This is a genomic window from Erysipelatoclostridium sp. An173, from assembly GCF_002160495.1.
GTDB lineage: Bacteria > Bacillota_I > Bacilli_A > Erysipelotrichales > Coprobacillaceae > Thomasclavelia > Thomasclavelia merdavium.
On sequence record NZ_NFKR01000003.1, the window covers coordinates 26,404 to 45,241 of the forward strand.

Here is an 18,838-nt window from a genome sequence, read left to right on the forward strand (position 1 = left end):
ATACAAAAAACCACTACACATAGACGGTTATTCTTAATGCTGCTACCTTCCGGTCCTGACATGGTTCGAAGCCGCCTATTGTAATGGCAAATATGATTATATCTTATCTATTAAATAATTTCAATCATTTTTATTATTTATTTATTAAATGTATATTATCATTAACTATAAAAATAAGTTTTACATAGCTTCATTTAATAATAATTGTTTTTCATCATTATCATTAAAAGCGATTTTCTTCAATCCTGGTTCAAACCATTTAGTAAAAAGACCAATTAATTTTCCTGTTAATAAAGCTGAAATCAATGTTCCTTCTCTAATTGCTGTTACTCCGCCTAAGAAAATTAAAGAAATGATAACACCAATTAAAACAAATAAGCAATCACAAATAATTTTAATTTTAGAAAAAGGCATATTTAAACGTTCACTAAGTGCTAAATTTAATCCTTCTGGAGCATTAGGAACAATATTCATAATAATATATATCGTTGCTCCAAAAGCACATATTATTATTCCTAAAATCATTAAAATAAATTGACTTGTATATGTTTGCGGATTTAAACCACTTAACATTTGACCAGTAAAATCAACAAAAAAGCCAAATGCAAAACTAAATGGTGCTTGTAATAAATTCTTTTTCTTAAAATTTTTTTTTAAAACCAAAATTTGAATTAATACAAAAATTACATATGTAACAATTGTAATTGTTCCTAAACTAATATTAACTGCCTCACTTAATGGTAAAGTAAATGCAGAAACTGGTGAAATTCCTAAACCAGAAATTATTGATAAATTAATTCCAATTGTAATAATAAATAAGCCTATAAAATATAATCCAACACGATTTACTAATTTCATTTTTAACCTCCTAATCTAATAAAAAAAGTAGGTACCTATTTGACACCTACATCATATCGTTAATATTTAATTATGTCTAATACTTATTTTTTATTACTAATTATACATTAAAAGCATTGATGATTATTATTTAATCATATTTTTCCGATCAAATTCTTCCATTTCTTCTTTAGTAACAATCGCATCCTGACATCGTCCACAATCACTACAACCATTACATATCAGTCTTGAACCACATTCTTTACACTTTTGACGATAATGCATTATATACTCATCTTTAGTAAGATTGAATTTAATTGGTTTACCGTAATTTTGAAGTTTTGATTTATAAGCTAATTGACTTTGTTTAGCTTTTGAAGGAATACAATATCCCTTGTTATTTTTTATAAAATAGGTTCCTGTTTCAATAAAACAAAATTTTATATTCCTTTTTTTAGCCTGTTTATATAAATCTAAAACCCACTCATAATGGCATGGCCGACTACCTTCATAATTTTCGCCACCAACAATGATTTGTTCAATTCTATCAAAAGATAAATATTTAGAAATATCTATCGGTCCAAGTAATGGCGCACACATAATTCCTAAATGTTTAGCTGGCAAATCTAATAAAATAGGTATACGTTGATTAGCCCTTTTTTGGTTTTCACAAGTAACATTCAAAATAACATTTTCATAACCATCCTGCCAATCACTTGGAAGACACTCTTTAATTCTTTCAGCTCTTTTAGTTAGAATAAAAAACTTAACATCACTTCTTTGTTTTATAATCTGCCATACTTCATCACGCCACTTATCAGCTTCTTCAAGAAAAAAATCAGAAGCCATGCAAATTCTAATTAATTCACCGCTTTTTATCTTATACTCACCTTTACGATTTTTACTTAATGGATAATAAAAATTTTTAGTTTTATAAATATTTGAACCATCTTTGTCATATTTTTTATCCATATAAAACATATAACAATTTAAGCATCCTTCACTTATCTTTTTACATCCATGCCAAGGATTCCAAATATCATGCAAATAGCATCACTTCCTTTTATTAAATAACTTTTTCATGATACAAAGCTTTTAAAATGCCATCATTTTCAATTGTATCAGTAACATAAGTTGCTTTTTCCTTTAAAACATCAACAGCATTTCCCATCGCAATACAATGACCAGCCTCCTTAAACATAGCTTGATCATTATAACCATCACCAAAAGCATATGCTTGATCTTTAGAAATTTCAAAATATTTCAATAAATAAGCAATAGCACTTCCTTTATCAAAACAAATTGTTGAACAATCACAAGAACCAGTACCACCATGATCATTTATTATCAAATCATCTTTAAATTCTGCTATTAATTGATCACGTTGTTTAATATTTTGATAAAATAAATCAAATGTATAAAAATCCTGATCAAGTTTTTGGTGGCTAATCTTATCATTACCATATTCTTTTTTAGATTCTTCAATTTGCTTTTGATTAAGATTAAAAGCATACGCTTTTTCATCAGACATAAATAATGCCCCACAATTTAATTTACTAATCTTATTTTGATAATAATTCAAATCACTTTCACTAAGTACTTCACCGTGTAATTTTTTATCTTGATAAATTATATATCTTCCATTACATGTTACATAACTACTTACTAAATCTTTAAACATATTTTTAGCATAAAATGGTGCTCGTCCTGTACAAATAAAGACTAGATATCCCTTTTCTTTAAGTTTTTTTAGGGCTTCAATATTACCTTTAGGAATCACACCTTTAATAGCTAAAGTACCATCAATATCAAAAAAGAATATCTTTTTCATTTTTACCTCCATTTCAAATCATATATTTTTACACTAACTTCTTAAATATTATTTAAACAAATTATAATTAAAAATAAAAGATACTAAATTAAAATAATAGTGCTCTTTAAGCGCTATTATCATAAATATAAATTCATTAATTGAGCATCATAATATTCATCATCGATTTTAAAATAATTTTCATATATTCCAATCGTTTCAAAACCAAATTTTTCATATAATTTAATTGCATTTTTATTAGTAGTAATAACTTCCAATTCAATAATTTCAATATCATTTTCAATAGCATAACCAATAGCCGCAGCTAATAAAGAACTACCAATACCTTGATGCCAATATTCTTTTAATACTGAAATACCTAAATTACTACGATGTTTAATTCTAGCTTTAGATTCACCAGATAAACTTACCATCCCTACTATCTTATTTCCATCTTTAGCAAGGATCATAACCGAATTAATGCTATTATGAATTTCATTTATTAACTGCATTTCTTGTAATTCATTAATTTCTAATTCATTTTTGCCAAAAGTTAAGTTATTAGTTTGACTAGCAATAACATTTAAATATTCTATTATATCTTTAGCATCTAAACTTGTTGCTTCATAATAATCGATTTCCACAATTTTTCTCCTTGTATAATTATCTTTTTAATTGCCACCTGCTTATAAACTGCATTAAAATATAAGCAATTAAAGCAAAACCTAAAATAATTATAATATCTATAAAGATTGGAAGCAATGACTCTAAAGTAAAACTTGTTAGTTTTACAATCTCGTTATTAGCTTTAATAAACCAATAAGATGGTAAACATTTACCAATAGTTAATACTAACGGACTAAGCATACTTTGAGGTACAAAAGCACCACAAAGAAAACTTGAGCCTAACGAAAAAACATTACCTATTCCACTTAAGATTTCACGATTACTAGTAATTTTAGTAATTAGAAAACTTAAAACTTCAATAAAAATCAATAAAGCAAATGAATTTAACACTAATAAAGCACCATTAATTGTAAACATAGCTTTTGGATAAAGAATGAAACTAATTGATATATATAACAGCCAAAGTAATAATCCTAATGTACAGTTTCCCAATAATAATTGTCGATTCATCTTTTTATAACTAATTGGAGCTATTAAATTTCTACGCATAATTTTTTCTTCATTAAAAGAAACCATAACCATAGAAATAATTACTATTGCAATTGTAAGTAACATATAGTTTAAAAAATTATAATATGTAGTTACCATAGTAAAATCAACATCACTTTTTTGCTCTAACATTGATACATCGGCCTTATTACTAAGATCTTGTTTAATCAAAGTACTTATTTGATTTTCATCAACTCCTGCTTGTAAATATAGATTAGCAGTATTTAAAAACCGATTTAATAAATTCTTACTATAAACACTATTATAAGCATCTGGTAATTCCATCGTTTCAATATCAACATTTTTACCAGCAATAAAATCATTAGTATAGTTTTCAGGGACGATCATAATATAATCAACTTTACGATAAAACAAAGCATCACGTAAAGCTTCTTCATTATCCTGCAATTCAACTAAATTACCATTATCACCAACATAATCTTTTAAACTGTCAATTAACCAGGTATTACTATCATGATTGATGATAGCAACATTAATATCTGTTGCCTGATAATCAATAGATGATGAATTAAATGTTCCTACAAAAATTGTCATTACTAAAAATATTACAGTATATAAGAGGATAAGCGGTGTATACGTATTAGCAACTTTTAAATATTTTTTAAATACTATCATACTGTTTCCTCCGTGCTATTATTAATGAACCTAATAATAAGATCAAACCTATTATAAATAAACAGATCATGTTGGTTGTATAACGATTTAAATTATCATAATAATATAAAGCATACAAGCCATCAGTGATTAAGTTAACTGGATTTAGGTACGAAAATATTGGTAAATTATTTTGGATCCAGTATTTTATATCCATGATCATCATTCCGGAAAAAAATGATAATATTAATGAAAAACTAGATAAAAAGGAAATTTTATTATCTTCATTTTTAAACTTAAGAACATTTCCAGTAAAATTACCTAATGCAATTCCCGTAAAGCAGCCAATTGCAATTAATAAAATTATATAACCTATTTGATTTCCAAAATTAACTTTTAATCCAAATACTAAATAGGCCATTAAAACCATCATGATTGAAAATTGAATAATAAATGATGTAATAAGACTAGATATAATTGTAACTAGTTTAGAAATCGGTGAAATATTAATTCTTGTTCCCTGTCTTGATAAATTAGCCTCAATTTGGCTATTAGCTCGAAGTCCACAAAAACTAGCATTTAAACAATTCATCCCTATTAATGTATAAAAATAAATAACTGTTGAATCAGTATTTTTACCAATATCAATTTGTTTAAAATGATTTTGATTTAAATCAAGCTGATTTAAAATATTATTATAAATTATATCTGGATTAATTGAACCAATATTATTTATTGTACTTTGTAAACTCAAATATTCATTAATAATACTTTCTAAAATCGTTTCATTAATACCACTATCATTAACAATCAATTCAATACTACTATCAATTAAATAATAACCACTTATCTTTTCATCTTTTAATAACTCTTTAGCATCAGACAAATTTGTTATTTTTAAATTAATTAACTTATTATCATCCTGATCTAAAGATTGTAAAATCTCTTTAAAACCATTATTTTCTTGTTTTTCAACTAAAGCAACATCAACAGCATCAAAATTTTCACTACTAGTTAAATTAGAAAAAGCTAGATTGAAAAATGTTGCTAAAATAATTGGAAAAACTAACGTCCAAAAAATAACAGTTCGATTACGTAATAATGTTTTTAACTGATACTTAAAAAAATGAATAAACATTAATCTCTTAACTCTTTTCCTGTTAGATTTAAAAAGACATCATTTAGTGTTGGACGTTCACTAAATAAGCTAGTATAACTAACATTATTTTTTCTAAGATAATCAATTAAATTCTCTAAATTTCCTTCTTTACTATAATAAGCAATATGAACAATGTTATTATTAGTAGTAACATCAATAACATTTTTATTTTCTTTTATTTGCTTAATAAAATCATTATTAATTTCATTTAACTCAATAGTAATTTTCTCGCCTAAACTAATCATATTTTTCAATTCATCAACACTACCAGAAGCAATTATTTTACCTTTATCAATAATTACAACTCGATTACACAACTGTTCGACTTCTTCCATATAATGAGTTGTATAAACAATTGTTGCCCCATCATCATTTAACTTTTTAATTCCTTCAAGAATACTATTACGACTTTGAGGATCAACAGCTACAGTCGGTTCATCTAAAAATATCAATTCCGGTTTATGAGCAATACCACAAGCAATATTCAATCTTCTAAGTAACCCGCCACTTAATTGTTTTGGTTTAAATTTTACAAATTCATTTAAACTAACTAAATCAATTGCTTCTTGAACATATTTAGCTCTTATTTTTTTATCTTTAATATATAAACCACAAAAATAATCAATATTTTCTTTAACACTTAGTTCTTCAAAAACTGCGACATCTTGAAAAACAACACCGATTTTTCTTTTAATTTGATATGCTGATGGTTTCATTTCTTGATTAAAAATCATAATTTTTCCTGAATCATATTTCAATAACGATAAAATAGTATTAATACAAGTCGATTTTCCACTACCATTTGGCCCTAACAAACCTAATATTTCACCTTGATAAACATCAAGATTAAAATCATCTAATGCGATTAAACTTCCATAGCTTTTTGTTAGATTCTTTATTTCAATTACTTTTTCCATCACTTCTTCCTCCTGCTTTTAATATAACTATTTTTAACAGTTTCCTCCACCAACTGGAAGTTACATCTTAGCAACTATTAGTTTATTTTATAGTTGCCTTTAATTTTTCATTAATTTTTTTAGCATCATCTTGATTTTTTATAAATACAACTGTTATTACAAAAAAATAAACCGCAATGGACATAATTAAAATAAAAATAAGACGTTCAAATTCAAAAATAGCATTATTGTATCCTAGTAAATAATTAGCCAAAGAAACAATCACAAAAATACTTAAAATTGATAAAACTGAAGTTAGCCAATCTTTTAAATCTTGATAATGGATAATATGAATTAACACATTAACCAATGTACAAATAGCAAATATAATTAAAATCAAATTATTACTCATTGTCGTATCACTTAAATTGCATAATATTGCCTGTCCTATCATTACAAAGGTATAAGAAATACAAGTTGTCGTTAAATATAGTCTTATCATCTTTTTTAATTTCATTTTATTCACCTACATTCCAAACTTCTTTTTAAAATCATTTACATAATGACGAGTAATAATTACCCGTTCATTATTTATTAAAGTTGCTTCATAACGACCATTTAAATATGCTTTTACACTTGCTAGTTTTCTTAAATTTAAAATAATAGACTTACTTATTCTAATAAAATAACGATTATCCAATTTATTTTCTAATTCATATAATCTTGAATTAGTTTCATACACTTTATTTTTACAATAAATAAAAATATGATCCTCATTAGCTTCTAGATAATAAATATCTTCAATTTTTATTTGATAAGTTCGATCATTTAACTTTCCAATCAAATATGGCTTATCTTCAAATAATGAAACGATTTGTTTAATATTATCATCTATTTTTTTACACTTAATGATTATTTCTAATTCATTATTATCATTACAATCAATAGTTACTTTCATAGTATCCTCCTTTAATGATAGATTATCATATTGTTTTTAGGATAACTATTAAATTTAGGTAAAATGCATATAATTTAGTTAAAATGCTAAAAAAATATTATAATATAATTGCAACATTATTTTGAAAGGAGCTAATCTATGAATCTTCGCCAGCTAGAATATTTTATTGCTATTAGTGAAACAATGAATTTTACTAAAGCAGCCAACAATCTTTTTATTTCTCAAACAGCTCTTACTAAACAAATAAAATCTTTAGAAAAAGAACTAGACACGCTTTTATTTAATCGTGATAGTAAACAAATCTCATTAACAGATTCAGGAAAATATTTTTTAATAGAAGCTAAAAAAATAATTAACCAGGTCAATTTATCAAAAAACAACTTTATTAGCTATCAACAAGGAATAACAGGTAATTTAAAAATTGGCTTTTTAAAAAATTTAGATCCTAATTTATTAGTTAAGATTATTTCTAAATTAAATAAAAAATATCCCCTTTTAACAATAGAATTAAATAGTTATTCTAATCATGAACTTTATCAACAATTAGAAAGTGCCACTATCGATCTAGCATTAACTATGTCTAACCATGATCCCCGTTATCAACAGATTTTGATCAATAAATACCCCTTGGTAGTATTAGTAAATAAAAAAAGTGAATTAGCCAAGAAAGATAAACTACATCAAAGTGAACTTAATAATATTCTTTTTGATGTTCGTAAAATTGATAATCAAAATAAGTTTCCTGAGTTTGAAGGAAATTTATTAAAAATAGCCTGTAATCAAGGCTGTGCTATTCTTCATGCCTTTGTTAAAGACAATTGTTATAACCAATACATTAAAGCAATTCCCTTAGAGCCAGTAATTGAAGAAGGCATCTACTTGGTTTATGATAAAAATAATCATAATCCAGCAATTAATAATTTTGTTTCTTTAATAAAAAATAAGTTGCTAAACGTCTAATTCGTCTAGCGACTTGCTTTATTTATAATTTTCTATTAACCATTTTGCAACACCATCTTGATCATTGCTTTTAATTACTGCTGTAGCTTTTTCCTTTAATTTTGAAACAGCATTTTCCATAGCATAACATTGATCAGATATTTCAAACATCGGAATATCGTTTATAGCATCACCAAAAGAAATAACCTCATCACATCCTAAAATTTCTTTTAATTTTAAAATAGCATTTGCTTTAGATGCTGATTTAGGCATAGTTTCTAACCAGTATTCTTCACGGTATATTTCTTGTTGAAAAGTGATATTATAATCAGGATAATTTTTTAACTCATTATAAATTGGTTCTAATCTTTCTTTATCATTAATAATCGTAAAATAAAATATGTCACCTTGATATAACTCATCACCATTATTAGTAAGATTCATTCGATAATCATTTTTACGGTTATTTAAATAATGTTTAGTCCCAGGATGTAAATCTTCATTAATAATAGTTACTCTTTCTCTATCATTGACAAGAGCATACACCATTGGTTTAATGGAATATTTATCCATAATCTGTTTTACTAAACTAACCTGATCATTGTTAAAAACATTTTTATGAATAATCTTTCCAGTTTCTCCATTAACGATAAATGTTCCATTATAAATAATTAATGGTAGATTTTTGGTTAAACCTTTAGTAACGGGAGCAGCTGAAACTAAAGAACGAGCAGTAGCATAAGTAAAAATCATTCCTCGTTCAACTAAATCGTTAATTGTTTTAATTGTATAATCACTAATATATCCTTGACTATTCAATAATGTTCCATCTAAATCACTAATATATATTCTTTTCATATAGTTAAAAAGATAACTATTTAGTAGTTATCTTTTCCTTTCCACCCATATAAGGTTGTAATGCTTTTGGTATATTTACACTACCATCTTCATTTAAATTGTTTTCAAGGAAAGCAATTAACATTCTTGGTGGTGCCACAACTGTATTATTTAAAGTGTGAGCAAAATATTTTCCTTCTTTACCTTTAATTCTAATATTTAAACGACGAGCTTGAGCATCTGTTAAATTTGAACATGAACCAACTTCAAAATATTTCTTTTGACGTGGTGACCAAGCTTCAACATCGATACTTTTTGATTTTAAATCAGCTAAATCACCAGAACAGCATTCCAATGTACGAACAGGAATGTCTAATGATCTAAATAAATCAACTGTATTATTCCACAATTTATCAAACCACATTTTACTATCTTCAGGTTTACATACAACGATCATCTCTTGTTTTTCAAATTGATGAATTCGGTATACACCACGTTCTTCAATACCATGAGCACCTTTTTCTTTTCTAAAGCATGGTGAATATGAAGTATAAGTATATGGTAATTTTTCTTCATCAATAATAGTATCAATAAATTTACCAATCATTGAATGTTCAGAAGTACCAATTAAATATAAATCTTCCCCTTCGATTTTATACATCATGCTATCCATTTCTTCAAAACTCATAACTCCAGTTACAACGTTGCTACGAATCATATATGGTGGTACTACATAAGTAAATCCTCGATCAATCATAAAATCACGAGCATAAGATAAAACTGCTGAATGTAAACGAGCGATATCACCCATTAAATAATAAAAACCTTGACCAGCAACACGACCAGCTGCATCCATATCAATACCATCAAATTTTTCCATAATTTCAGTATGATAAGGAATTTCAAAATCAGGAACAACAGGATCACCATATTTAGTGATTTCTACATTTTCACTATCATCTTTTCCTAGTGGTACTGTTTCATCAATGAAATTAGGAATTTTCATCATAATAGCTTTTAATTCATTACCATATTTAACTTCTAATTCTTCTAATTTCTTTAATTCATCAGCCATTTCATTTACTTGTTTTTTATTATTTTCAGCTGCCTCTTTATTACCTTCGCGCATAAATTTTCCAATTTCTTTAGACAATTTATTACGAACACTTCTTAGTTCACTTGCTTTAGTTACAACTTCACGATAATCTTTATCTAATTTATATGCTTCATCTACTAACCCAATCTTATCATCTTGGAATTTCTTTTTCATGTTTTCTTTTACTAAGGTTGGATTTTCTCTTAATATCGCAATATCAATCATTTTATATCTCCCTTACTTATTCTTATTTTCTAAAATTATACAATAATTATTTATCATATTCAATTGCTTTCATTGTATCTATTTATAATCATTATTTCCCAGGGAATACCACTTATACCAATATCTATGGTATAAAATCGAGATTGTATTAAAAGATTTCAAATTACTATATAACTATTCTCCTATTAATACTAAAAAAATAATTAGCATTTTTAACTATCTAATTTTATCTTAGAATGCAAAGGATCATTTTAAAACCAACTACATAATATTAATCTAATGATATTATATTCAAAATATAGTTTACATAGATATATTTGTTTTGATGCAAAATAATGAAAAGTCGCGTAAGATATTATTAGAATGTAATTTAATAAAAAATAACACTATCTATAATTATGAAAGGGAAATAATCATGTTTGAATATGAAAAAATAGAATTAGATCATAAATTACCAATAAAATTAATTGATATATATTTTGAAGATCATCAAACCAAGACAGCAAAACATTGGCATAACAGTATTGAAATTCTAATACCTGTATTAGGTGATTTAATACTTTATCTCAATACCCAAAAATTAACGATACCAGCAGGAAGTCTTTATATTATTAATTCTCAGGAGTTACACGGTATGCATCATAGTAAAAGTACAGAAATCTATAAAGGTTATGCTTTACAAATAAACTATGAGTATCTTCGTTATTATTTTCCAGAAATAGATAATTATTATTTTTTACAACCTGATAAAAAACATCAAAACGAAATTTTAAATGATATTTTTCACATCATCAATGCTTATGATAATCAAAATAAATTTGTAAATATGAAAATTCATAGTTATCTGTTAGATATACTCTATATCATGTGTTCAACTACAATTATTAAAAAACAAGATATGCCTTATGAAATTAACTCAGTCCATGATAAAAGAATTATTCAAATGACTAAATACATAGAAGACCATTATGATGAAAAATTAACTATTGGCAATATTGCAGAACACTTTAACATGTCATCTGGATATCTTTCTCAATATTTTAAAACATATTTAAACATGACAGTTAAAGAATATATTAATTCCATCCGTCTTGAAAAAGCTCATAAAGATTTATTATATACTGAATATTCACTACTTGATATTGTTATCCAAATTTAAAATCATTTATTAATGATTTTAAAAAGAAATATAAACAAACGCCTGCTAAATACCGTAAAAATATACGAAAACAACCTCAATAACCTAAGTTTTTGACCCTTTTGAAAGCGCTTTGAATTGTATAATAGATAGCGAAAGGAAGGTTTGAAAATGAAAAAAGGAATGAAAAAAATTTTAAGTTTTTTCGTTTGTGACATGATGATGTTTTCAACAATATCTAGTATTAATGCAAAAGATAATGTAGACATAACTGGTACATACGATATTTATGTTGAAGGTTATGATTGGGGTTGTGCAACTAGAACAATCACTTTAACTTTATCACAACCTCTTGATAATGTAACAACTGAAACATTTAATGTTGTTGAACACTCTGAAGGTTTTAATTTTGAAACAAATACTATTGAACCAAAAGAAGAAACTAGAGTAGTAGAAAATGTAATTACAGAAGGAAATACAGTAGTATTAACTCTTGCAGTTTCTCCAACTGTTAGTTCACCAGTTGTTTGGTCATTAACAACTCAATATAATACATATGTTAAAGATTATTATTTTGATATCACTTTAAAAGATGAAAGTGTTACATCTAATGGATTACCTGTTCAAGATATTACAATTGATCGTAATTATACAAATAAAACTACTGCTGCTGATAATTTTGCAGTAGATACTTATCAAGCAAGTGATGGTGTTAGCTATGATTATGCTACTTATACACCAGCAACTAATAGTGATACATTAGTAGTCTGGTTACATGGTTTAGGTGAAGGTGGTGCTTATGCTACAACTATCTCAGATAGAGAAACTGATCCTTATATTACATTATTAGCTAATAAAGCAACAGCTTTAGCTGGTGAAGAATTCCAAAATACTATTGGTAATGCTCATATTTTAGTCCCACAATGTCCTACATATTGGATGGATAATGATGGAAAACAAAGTAATTTTAACAATGGTAGTATAAGTGCTGATGGAACTTCTTATTATCAAGAATCATTACATGAATTAATTGCTGCATATAAAGAAAAAGTTGGAGCTACAAAAGTTGTTATTGCAGGATGTTCAAATGGTGGTTACATGACATTATCAATGACAATGGCATATCCTGATGAATATGATGCAATTGTGCCAATTTGTGAAGCAGTTCCTGATAAATTTATTAGTGATGAACAATTAGAAGGAATTAAAGATTTACCAATGTATTTCATTTATTCAAAAGATGATACAACAGTTGATCCTGAATTACATGAAATACCAACTATTAATCGTTTAAAAGAAATGCAAGCATCTAATTTACATGTTTCAACAACAGATCATGTTATTGATATGTCTGGATTATATACAGATGAAAATGGAAATCCTTATCAATATCAAGGACATTGGTCATGGATTTACTTCTATAATAATGATGCAAGTTGTGATGAATGTGGAAAAACAGCCTTTACATTTATTAAAGAAGCTATAAATGTATCAGATTCAACACAAATAACAGATTCTGAAACAACACCTCCTGTAACAGATCAAGAAAAAACTGCTGTTAAAACAGGTGATGATGCACCAATTTATGATTATCTAACTATGGCGTTATTATTTGCTGCAGGATTTGTATATTTAAACAAGAAAAATGCTTAAAACTCAGTGTTAAAACTATTAATTTTTTAAAACAATCATAATAAATAAATACCTATAAAAAAGCTGTGCTTTTACTATAGGTACTTTTTATTGCCATCATTTAATACTATTTACATATAAAAATATTTTTTCTTTTTTATTACCTCGGAAATAAAATATACATCTTATTAAAAATTCTTTTAATTTTAATATCTAGTTATACAAATAATATCACATAACTTTATGATAAAATAATTAAATAGATAAATTGTCCAAAGTTTAGCATTATAAATTTGGACCGATTTGGACCGATTTGGACCGATTTGGACCGATTTGGACCGATTTGGGCCGATTAATTCAAAAACAATAATAATGTTACTTCTTATTTAACTTATAGATTGTTGCCCTTCCTTTTCCTTCCATAGTTATTATCCCAGGTTCTCTCATTTTTCTAGAAAAAGTTGTTGCTTGTTTTTTAGTGCATCTACATAATTCACGAATCGTTTCATTATTTATACTATCATGAGTCAATAAATACTCTATAATTAAATCTTTTGATTTTAAATATGTTACTGTTTTATCCTGAGTATATTGAACATCAGATTTTACCTTATGATATGAACTTGGCGTCATCATATACACTCGCCCAGATAATTCAATTAGCTTATACTTTTCTAAATTATTAAGAGCATGTTTAACTTCATTTTCTGATTGCTGCGTAAGTTTTTTTGCTGTTGATAGATTTATTGTCTTATTTTCAAATAAATACCTCAATATCATCAATTCGGATAAAGAAAATGTAATCATATTTTTATCTTGGGTTTCAGTTATAAACTTCACGAACCCTTCATCTTCTAATACGCTATATAATGTTAATCTAATAGCGTCATTATAAACTGTATATTCAGGATATGGTTTTCCCATAGAAACCATTTCTCTATACATAATATCAATACCCTGACCAGATCTTTGAACATAACGTAGTCGTTGTAGTGTTTCAGCTATTAATTTATTTCTCGGTAACGAAGGATGAGTAATAATATTATCTGCTGTAATATCAGCCATAAATCCTCCTGGACTCTCTATAACTAATTTATCAGAATAATGCTTAACATAGATGGAACCAGGAGAATCATAACGGCGATGTGTATATGCATTTAATAAAGCTTCTTGAAATACTTTTTCAGAAAAATCATAAATTTCCAACCTAAACAATCCTATCTGTATATTAATCAAACTATTATAATCTTGAATTTTTTCTGTCAATCTATCTAATACAGAAATAATTGGCATTTTTAAGTCTAATCTATTATCGTATTCATCACGATTATTATCGTTATAATGTAAATAAATACATTCTGCCTGAGGCAAATATTTTTTTATAGATTCTTCCTTTCCTACAAAAAGCATACCAGCAACATTTAATTTTAATCCATTGTTAGTATCAATCAATAGTGATAAATCTTTTAAAAAAGATATATCATCTAATTCTACTAAAGTAGATTGCTTATCTCTAATTTTTAATTTTTCTTTTAATTTATAAACTTCTAAAATATTAATATCATCAATTGTTGATTGTTCTATAATTTGAGCAGAATAATCTGTACTTATACTAAAATCTTCTTTAATCCCAGTAGGATTATACGGCTTTGAATTCTTACCTAATCGTTTATAATATTCTCCAGAAGTTGTACCACATAATTGCATTCCTTTTTCTACTTTAATAACAATTACATCTTTATCATTTATGCGTATAGTCTCAGCTTTAGTAAATATATTAGGTTTTGTTCTATCATAAATACTTTCCACAATATTTTGCAAATCATAATTTTTACACCCTGTTATGGTCTTATCATCTTCAACACTAATTAACAAATATCCGTCATTAGAGTTTGATAAAGCTACAATTTCTTTCACACATAATTTTATAAGTTTTTTAAAATCAGGTATTTTGACCTACAATTTAAATTCTGTAGTTAGTGTTTCTCCTTGATTTATTAATTCTAATAACTGACTTGCATCCATATCAATCTCACTCCTTCGATTATTATATTATACCAAAATAACAATAAGGTTTATACAATAAACAATTGCAAAAAAATAAAATTATTTTATATAAATTAACTATTTTTAAGCCAAATATGATAAATCATATTTAGCTAGTATCATTTGTTTGATCCTATAATTAGTACAATTAAAATTATTTATACTATTACCTCGGAAATAAAATATACATCTTATTCAAAATTCTTTCCTCTTATACCTAAACCAATTTTTTTATAAAAATAACACCTATAATAATTATGTAAACAAAATTTTTATTATTAAATTGGAGGTACATTTAATTATGAAAACAAAGAAAAGATTAATAGTAATTGTTATTATTGCCATAATTGCAATAGCTGGATGTTATTTTTTAACTCAAAGGAGTAAAGGTGCTTATAGTCAATTTGAACATATTACAACTAAGAATATTTTTACTAGAAATGTTAATAATCCCGATAATACGTATTATGTTTATTTTTATAATAATGACTGTCAAGAATGTCACCAGATTGAAGATTTAATCTGTGACTTTGCTAAAGAAAACGATGTATATTTCATTAATACTGAAAACAAAGATCCAGATAATAAAATATCAAAATTTGATTGGAGTGCTTTTAAAACTGAAAATGATATTGAAATTGGACAAGTTGATAAAAATAATAATATTCAATATTATGAAGGTGAAAATGCTCAAAAATATAAAAATAGTACTGAATTAAATCGTTTTAATAAAATAAAAAAATATGAAATAAAAATTGCTGATAAAAACTATTTAAAAATAAATAAAAAAGCTAAAAAGGGTTATGTCTATGCTTCTTTATTAACCCCAGAAATAGATTATTCATCATTACAAATCTATTCTAGCGTAGAGTTAGCTAATCTCCCTACCCTATTAGAAATAAAAAGCTATCATGTTGAAAATTATTATTATGATGTTGGAGATATTAAACAATATATAACTAATTTAAATTAAAGAAGCTGACCAAAATGATCAGCTTCTTATTACTCTTCTACTTCAATTTCATCTTCATTTTCAGTAGCTTTTTCAACTACTTCAACTGTAGAAACAATATGTCCTTCACTAACTTTAATCAAACGTACTCCTTGAGTAGCTCGACCAGCTGTTTTAACTTGTTCCATTGGTAAACGAATCATAATACCATCATCAGTCATAATTAGTAAATCTTCATTACCATTGACAGCTCTTAATGCTACAATTTGACCATTACGAGCCGTTGTATTGATAGTTTTAACTCCTTTACCACCACGGTTAGATAAACGATATTCATCTAATGGCGACATTTTACCATAACCATGTTCAGTTACTACTAATATATATTGCCCTTCATTATTAGTAGTCATTCCGATAACTTCACTGCCATCAACGTTTATTCCTTTTACACCACTAGCAGTTCTTCCCATTGGTCGAACATTATCTTCTTTGAAACGTACTAATTTACCATTTGAAGCTGCAATTAAAACTTCATTATTACCATCAGTTAATTTAACTTGTACTAATTGATCATCATCTTTTAAACTAATTGCAATCTTACCAGATTGACGAATTCTTTGGAATTCATTGATGTGAACACGTTTAATTAAACCATTTTTTGTTACAAAGACTAGATAAAAATCATCATTTTCTTCAAACTGTTTACGATTAATATTAATCATTGATTTTACATGTTCTTCTTTATCTAAATTCAATAAATTAACAACAGGTAATCCTTTAGCAGAACGACCAAATTCAGGAATGTTGTATCCTTTTAAACGATAAACTTTTCCAAAATTAGTAAAGAATAATAAATCATCATGTGTTGACATATTAATTAATGAACTAACAATATCATCATTGTTTGTCGACATACCTTTAATACCACGTCCACCACGATTTTGTGATTTATATGTATCTACTGGCATTCTCTTTATATAACCATTGTTTGTTAAAGAAATAATTACATCTTCAACTGGAATTAAATCTTCATCTTCTAAATCAAAAGTACCTTGAATAATTTCTGTACGACGTTTATCACCATATTTAGCTTTAATTTCTTCTAATTCATCATGAATTATTGATAATAAACGTTCTCTATTTTCAAGAATATCTTTTAAATCAGCAATTATTTCTAATAATTTATTTAATTCATCTTCAATTTTCTGTCTTTCCAAACCAGCTAAACGTTGTAATTGCATTTCTCGAATTGCTTTTGCTTGTTTATCAGACATATTGAATTCTTCCATTAATCTAGTTTGAATAATTTCTGTTGTTCTACTAGAACGGATCAATTCAATAATTTCATCAATTTGATCTAAAGCTCTTTTAAGCCCTTCTAAAATATGAGCTCGATCTTCAGCTTTACCTAATCTAAACTGAGTTCTACGGCGAATTACTTCTTCTTGATGATCAAGATATAAAGTAATCATTTCTTTTAAATTCAATGTTTTTGGTTCATTATTAACTAAGGCAATACAGTTAGCACCAAAAGTTGTTTGTAAAGATGTCAATTTATATAATTGATTTAAAATAACTTCTGGTTGAACATCACGTCGTAATTCAATAACTACTCGAATTCCTTCACGGTTAGATTCATCACGTAAATCAGTAATTCCTTCAATTTTCTTTTCTTTTACCAATTGTGATATTTTTTCAATCATTCTAGCTTTATTAACCATGTATGGAATTTCAGTTACAATAATAGCTTTTTTATTACCGTGCTCTTCAATTTCTGTTTTAGCACGCATTACAATTAAACCATTACCAGTTTCATAAGCTTTTTTTATCGCACTTTTTCCTAAGATGTAACCACCAGTAGGAAAATCTGGTCCTTGAATATAATTTTCCATCAATTCCATAATTGTAATATCGGGATCTTTAGCTACTGCTAAGATAGCATCAATTACTTCACTTAAATTATGAGGTGGAATATTTGTTGCCATCCCTACTGCAATTCCAGTTGAACCGTTAATTAAAAGATTAGGAATTCTAGCAGGTAAAACTGCTGGTTCTTTTTCTTCACCATCATAATTAGGAATAAAATCAATGGTATTTTCTTTAATATCTCTTACTAACTCACTAGAAATTCGTGACATTCTAGCTTCAGTATAACGTTGCGCCGCAGCACCATCACCATCGATAGACCCAAAGTTTCCATGACCATCAACTAACATGTAACGATATGAAAAGTCTTGTGCCATTCTTACTAAAGCTTCATAAATTGAAGAGTCACCATGAGGATGGTATTTCCCCATAACTTCCCCAACAATACGAGCTGATTTTTTATACGGTGTTCCTGGCGTACAACCTAAATCACTCATTCCATAAATTATTCTTCGCTGTACTGGTTTTAAACCATCACGAACATCAGGTAAAGCTCGCGCTACAATAACTGACATTGCATATTGCATAAAAGAGTTTTTCATTTCTGATGTTAGTTTTACTTTTCTTATTCCTCTTTCTTCCATTACTTTTCTCCT

17 protein-coding genes and 1 other RNA gene are annotated in these 18,838 nt (G+C 26.6%); 4 read left to right on the forward strand and 14 right to left on the reverse strand.

What is annotated here, in order from left to right; genetic code table 11:
* Positions 1 to 4 precede the first annotated feature (4 nt).
* The 10 genes from ffs to B5F09_RS01865 form a co-directional block, all read right to left on the reverse strand.
* Positions 5 to 90, reverse strand: an RNA gene (gene ffs, locus B5F09_RS01820) — signal recognition particle sRNA small type.
* A gap of 90 nt (positions 91 to 180) precedes the next feature.
* On the reverse strand, positions 181 to 858 hold the full coding sequence (locus tag B5F09_RS01825; RefSeq protein ID WP_087370975.1) for a YitT family protein: 678 nt from the start codon (positions 856 to 858) through the stop codon (positions 181 to 183).
* A gap of 126 nt (positions 859 to 984) precedes the next feature.
* The gene (locus B5F09_RS01830) at positions 985 to 1,884 is read right to left on the reverse strand and encodes a DUF5131 family protein (RefSeq protein WP_087370977.1); all 900 of its coding nucleotides are present in this window, start codon (positions 1,882 to 1,884) and stop codon (positions 985 to 987) included.
* Positions 1,885 to 1,903: 19 nt separating this feature from the next.
* Positions 1,904 to 2,668, reverse strand: a complete 765-nt coding sequence (locus B5F09_RS01835; RefSeq protein WP_158095796.1) for an HAD family hydrolase — start codon at positions 2,666 to 2,668, stop codon at positions 1,904 to 1,906.
* A 119-nt stretch (positions 2,669 to 2,787) separates the two neighbouring features.
* Positions 2,788 to 3,291 (reverse strand): GNAT family N-acetyltransferase, encoded by a 504-nt coding sequence (locus tag B5F09_RS01840; RefSeq protein ID WP_087370983.1) that lies wholly within the window; start codon positions 3,289 to 3,291, stop codon positions 2,788 to 2,790.
* 19 nt (positions 3,292 to 3,310) lie between these two features.
* Entirely contained in the window at positions 3,311 to 4,459 is a 1,149-nt protein-coding gene (locus tag B5F09_RS01845; protein ID WP_087370985.1) for an ABC transporter permease, read from the reverse strand.
* Entirely contained in the window at positions 4,446 to 5,576 is a 1,131-nt protein-coding gene (locus B5F09_RS01850) for an ABC transporter permease (protein ID WP_087301959.1), read from the reverse strand. The genes B5F09_RS01845 and B5F09_RS01850 overlap by 14 nt, the downstream gene beginning before the upstream one ends.
* Positions 5,576 to 6,514, reverse strand: coding sequence for an ABC transporter ATP-binding protein (locus B5F09_RS01855; RefSeq protein ID WP_087370990.1), 939 nt, complete (start codon positions 6,512 to 6,514; stop codon positions 5,576 to 5,578). The genes B5F09_RS01850 and B5F09_RS01855 overlap by 1 nt, the downstream gene beginning before the upstream one ends.
* 82 nt (positions 6,515 to 6,596) lie before the next feature.
* Entirely contained in the window at positions 6,597 to 7,010 is a 414-nt protein-coding gene (locus tag B5F09_RS01860; RefSeq protein WP_087370994.1) for a DUF3021 family protein, read from the reverse strand.
* 9 nt (positions 7,011 to 7,019) lie between these two features.
* Positions 7,020 to 7,451 carry a LytTR family DNA-binding domain-containing protein gene (locus B5F09_RS01865; protein WP_087301953.1) on the reverse strand — a complete coding sequence of 144 codons (432 nt, stop codon included), beginning with the start codon at positions 7,449 to 7,451 and terminating at the stop codon, positions 7,020 to 7,022.
* Positions 7,452 to 7,589: 138 nt separating this feature from the next.
* Here B5F09_RS01865 and B5F09_RS01870 point away from each other — a divergent pair, with 138 nt between their 5' ends.
* Positions 7,590 to 8,411 (forward strand): LysR family transcriptional regulator, encoded by an 822-nt coding sequence (locus tag B5F09_RS01870; RefSeq protein ID WP_087370997.1) that lies wholly within the window; start codon positions 7,590 to 7,592, stop codon positions 8,409 to 8,411.
* Between the two features lie 18 nt (positions 8,412 to 8,429).
* Here B5F09_RS01870 and B5F09_RS01875 read toward each other — a convergent pair whose 3' ends face one another.
* A complete protein-coding gene (locus tag B5F09_RS01875; protein ID WP_087371000.1) occupies positions 8,430 to 9,248 on the reverse strand; it encodes a Cof-type HAD-IIB family hydrolase in 819 nt (272 codons plus the stop codon).
* Between the two features lie 16 nt (positions 9,249 to 9,264).
* Positions 9,265 to 10,548, reverse strand: a complete 1,284-nt coding sequence (gene serS / locus B5F09_RS01880) for a serine--tRNA ligase (RefSeq protein WP_087301943.1) — start codon at positions 10,546 to 10,548, stop codon at positions 9,265 to 9,267.
* Positions 10,549 to 10,963: 415 nt separating this feature from the next.
* On the opposite strand from serS, the gene B5F09_RS01885 reads away from it, so the two are divergent.
* Entirely contained in the window at positions 10,964 to 11,707 is a 744-nt protein-coding gene (locus B5F09_RS01885; RefSeq protein ID WP_158095797.1) for a helix-turn-helix domain-containing protein, read from the forward strand.
* 150 nt (positions 11,708 to 11,857) lie between these two features.
* Positions 11,858 to 13,339 (forward strand): hypothetical protein, encoded by a 1,482-nt coding sequence (locus B5F09_RS01890; protein WP_239404209.1) that lies wholly within the window; start codon positions 11,858 to 11,860, stop codon positions 13,337 to 13,339.
* Positions 13,340 to 13,693: 354 nt separating this feature from the next.
* Here B5F09_RS01890 and B5F09_RS01895 read toward each other — a convergent pair whose 3' ends face one another.
* Positions 13,694 to 15,235 carry an ATP-binding protein gene (locus B5F09_RS01895; RefSeq protein ID WP_204215171.1) on the reverse strand — a complete coding sequence of 514 codons (1,542 nt, stop codon included), beginning with the start codon at positions 15,233 to 15,235 and terminating at the stop codon, positions 13,694 to 13,696.
* Between the two features lie 430 nt (positions 15,236 to 15,665).
* Between B5F09_RS01895 and B5F09_RS01900 the strand changes: the two genes are divergently transcribed.
* The gene (locus B5F09_RS01900) at positions 15,666 to 16,337 is read left to right on the forward strand and encodes a hypothetical protein (RefSeq protein WP_087371008.1); all 672 of its coding nucleotides are present in this window, start codon (positions 15,666 to 15,668) and stop codon (positions 16,335 to 16,337) included.
* 29 nt (positions 16,338 to 16,366) lie between these two features.
* Here the strand turns inward: B5F09_RS01900 and gyrA are convergent, their stop codons facing one another.
* A complete protein-coding gene (gyrA, locus tag B5F09_RS01905; RefSeq protein WP_087371013.1) occupies positions 16,367 to 18,826 on the reverse strand; it encodes a DNA gyrase subunit A in 2,460 nt (819 codons plus the stop codon).
* Positions 18,827 to 18,838: the final 12 nt, after the last annotated feature.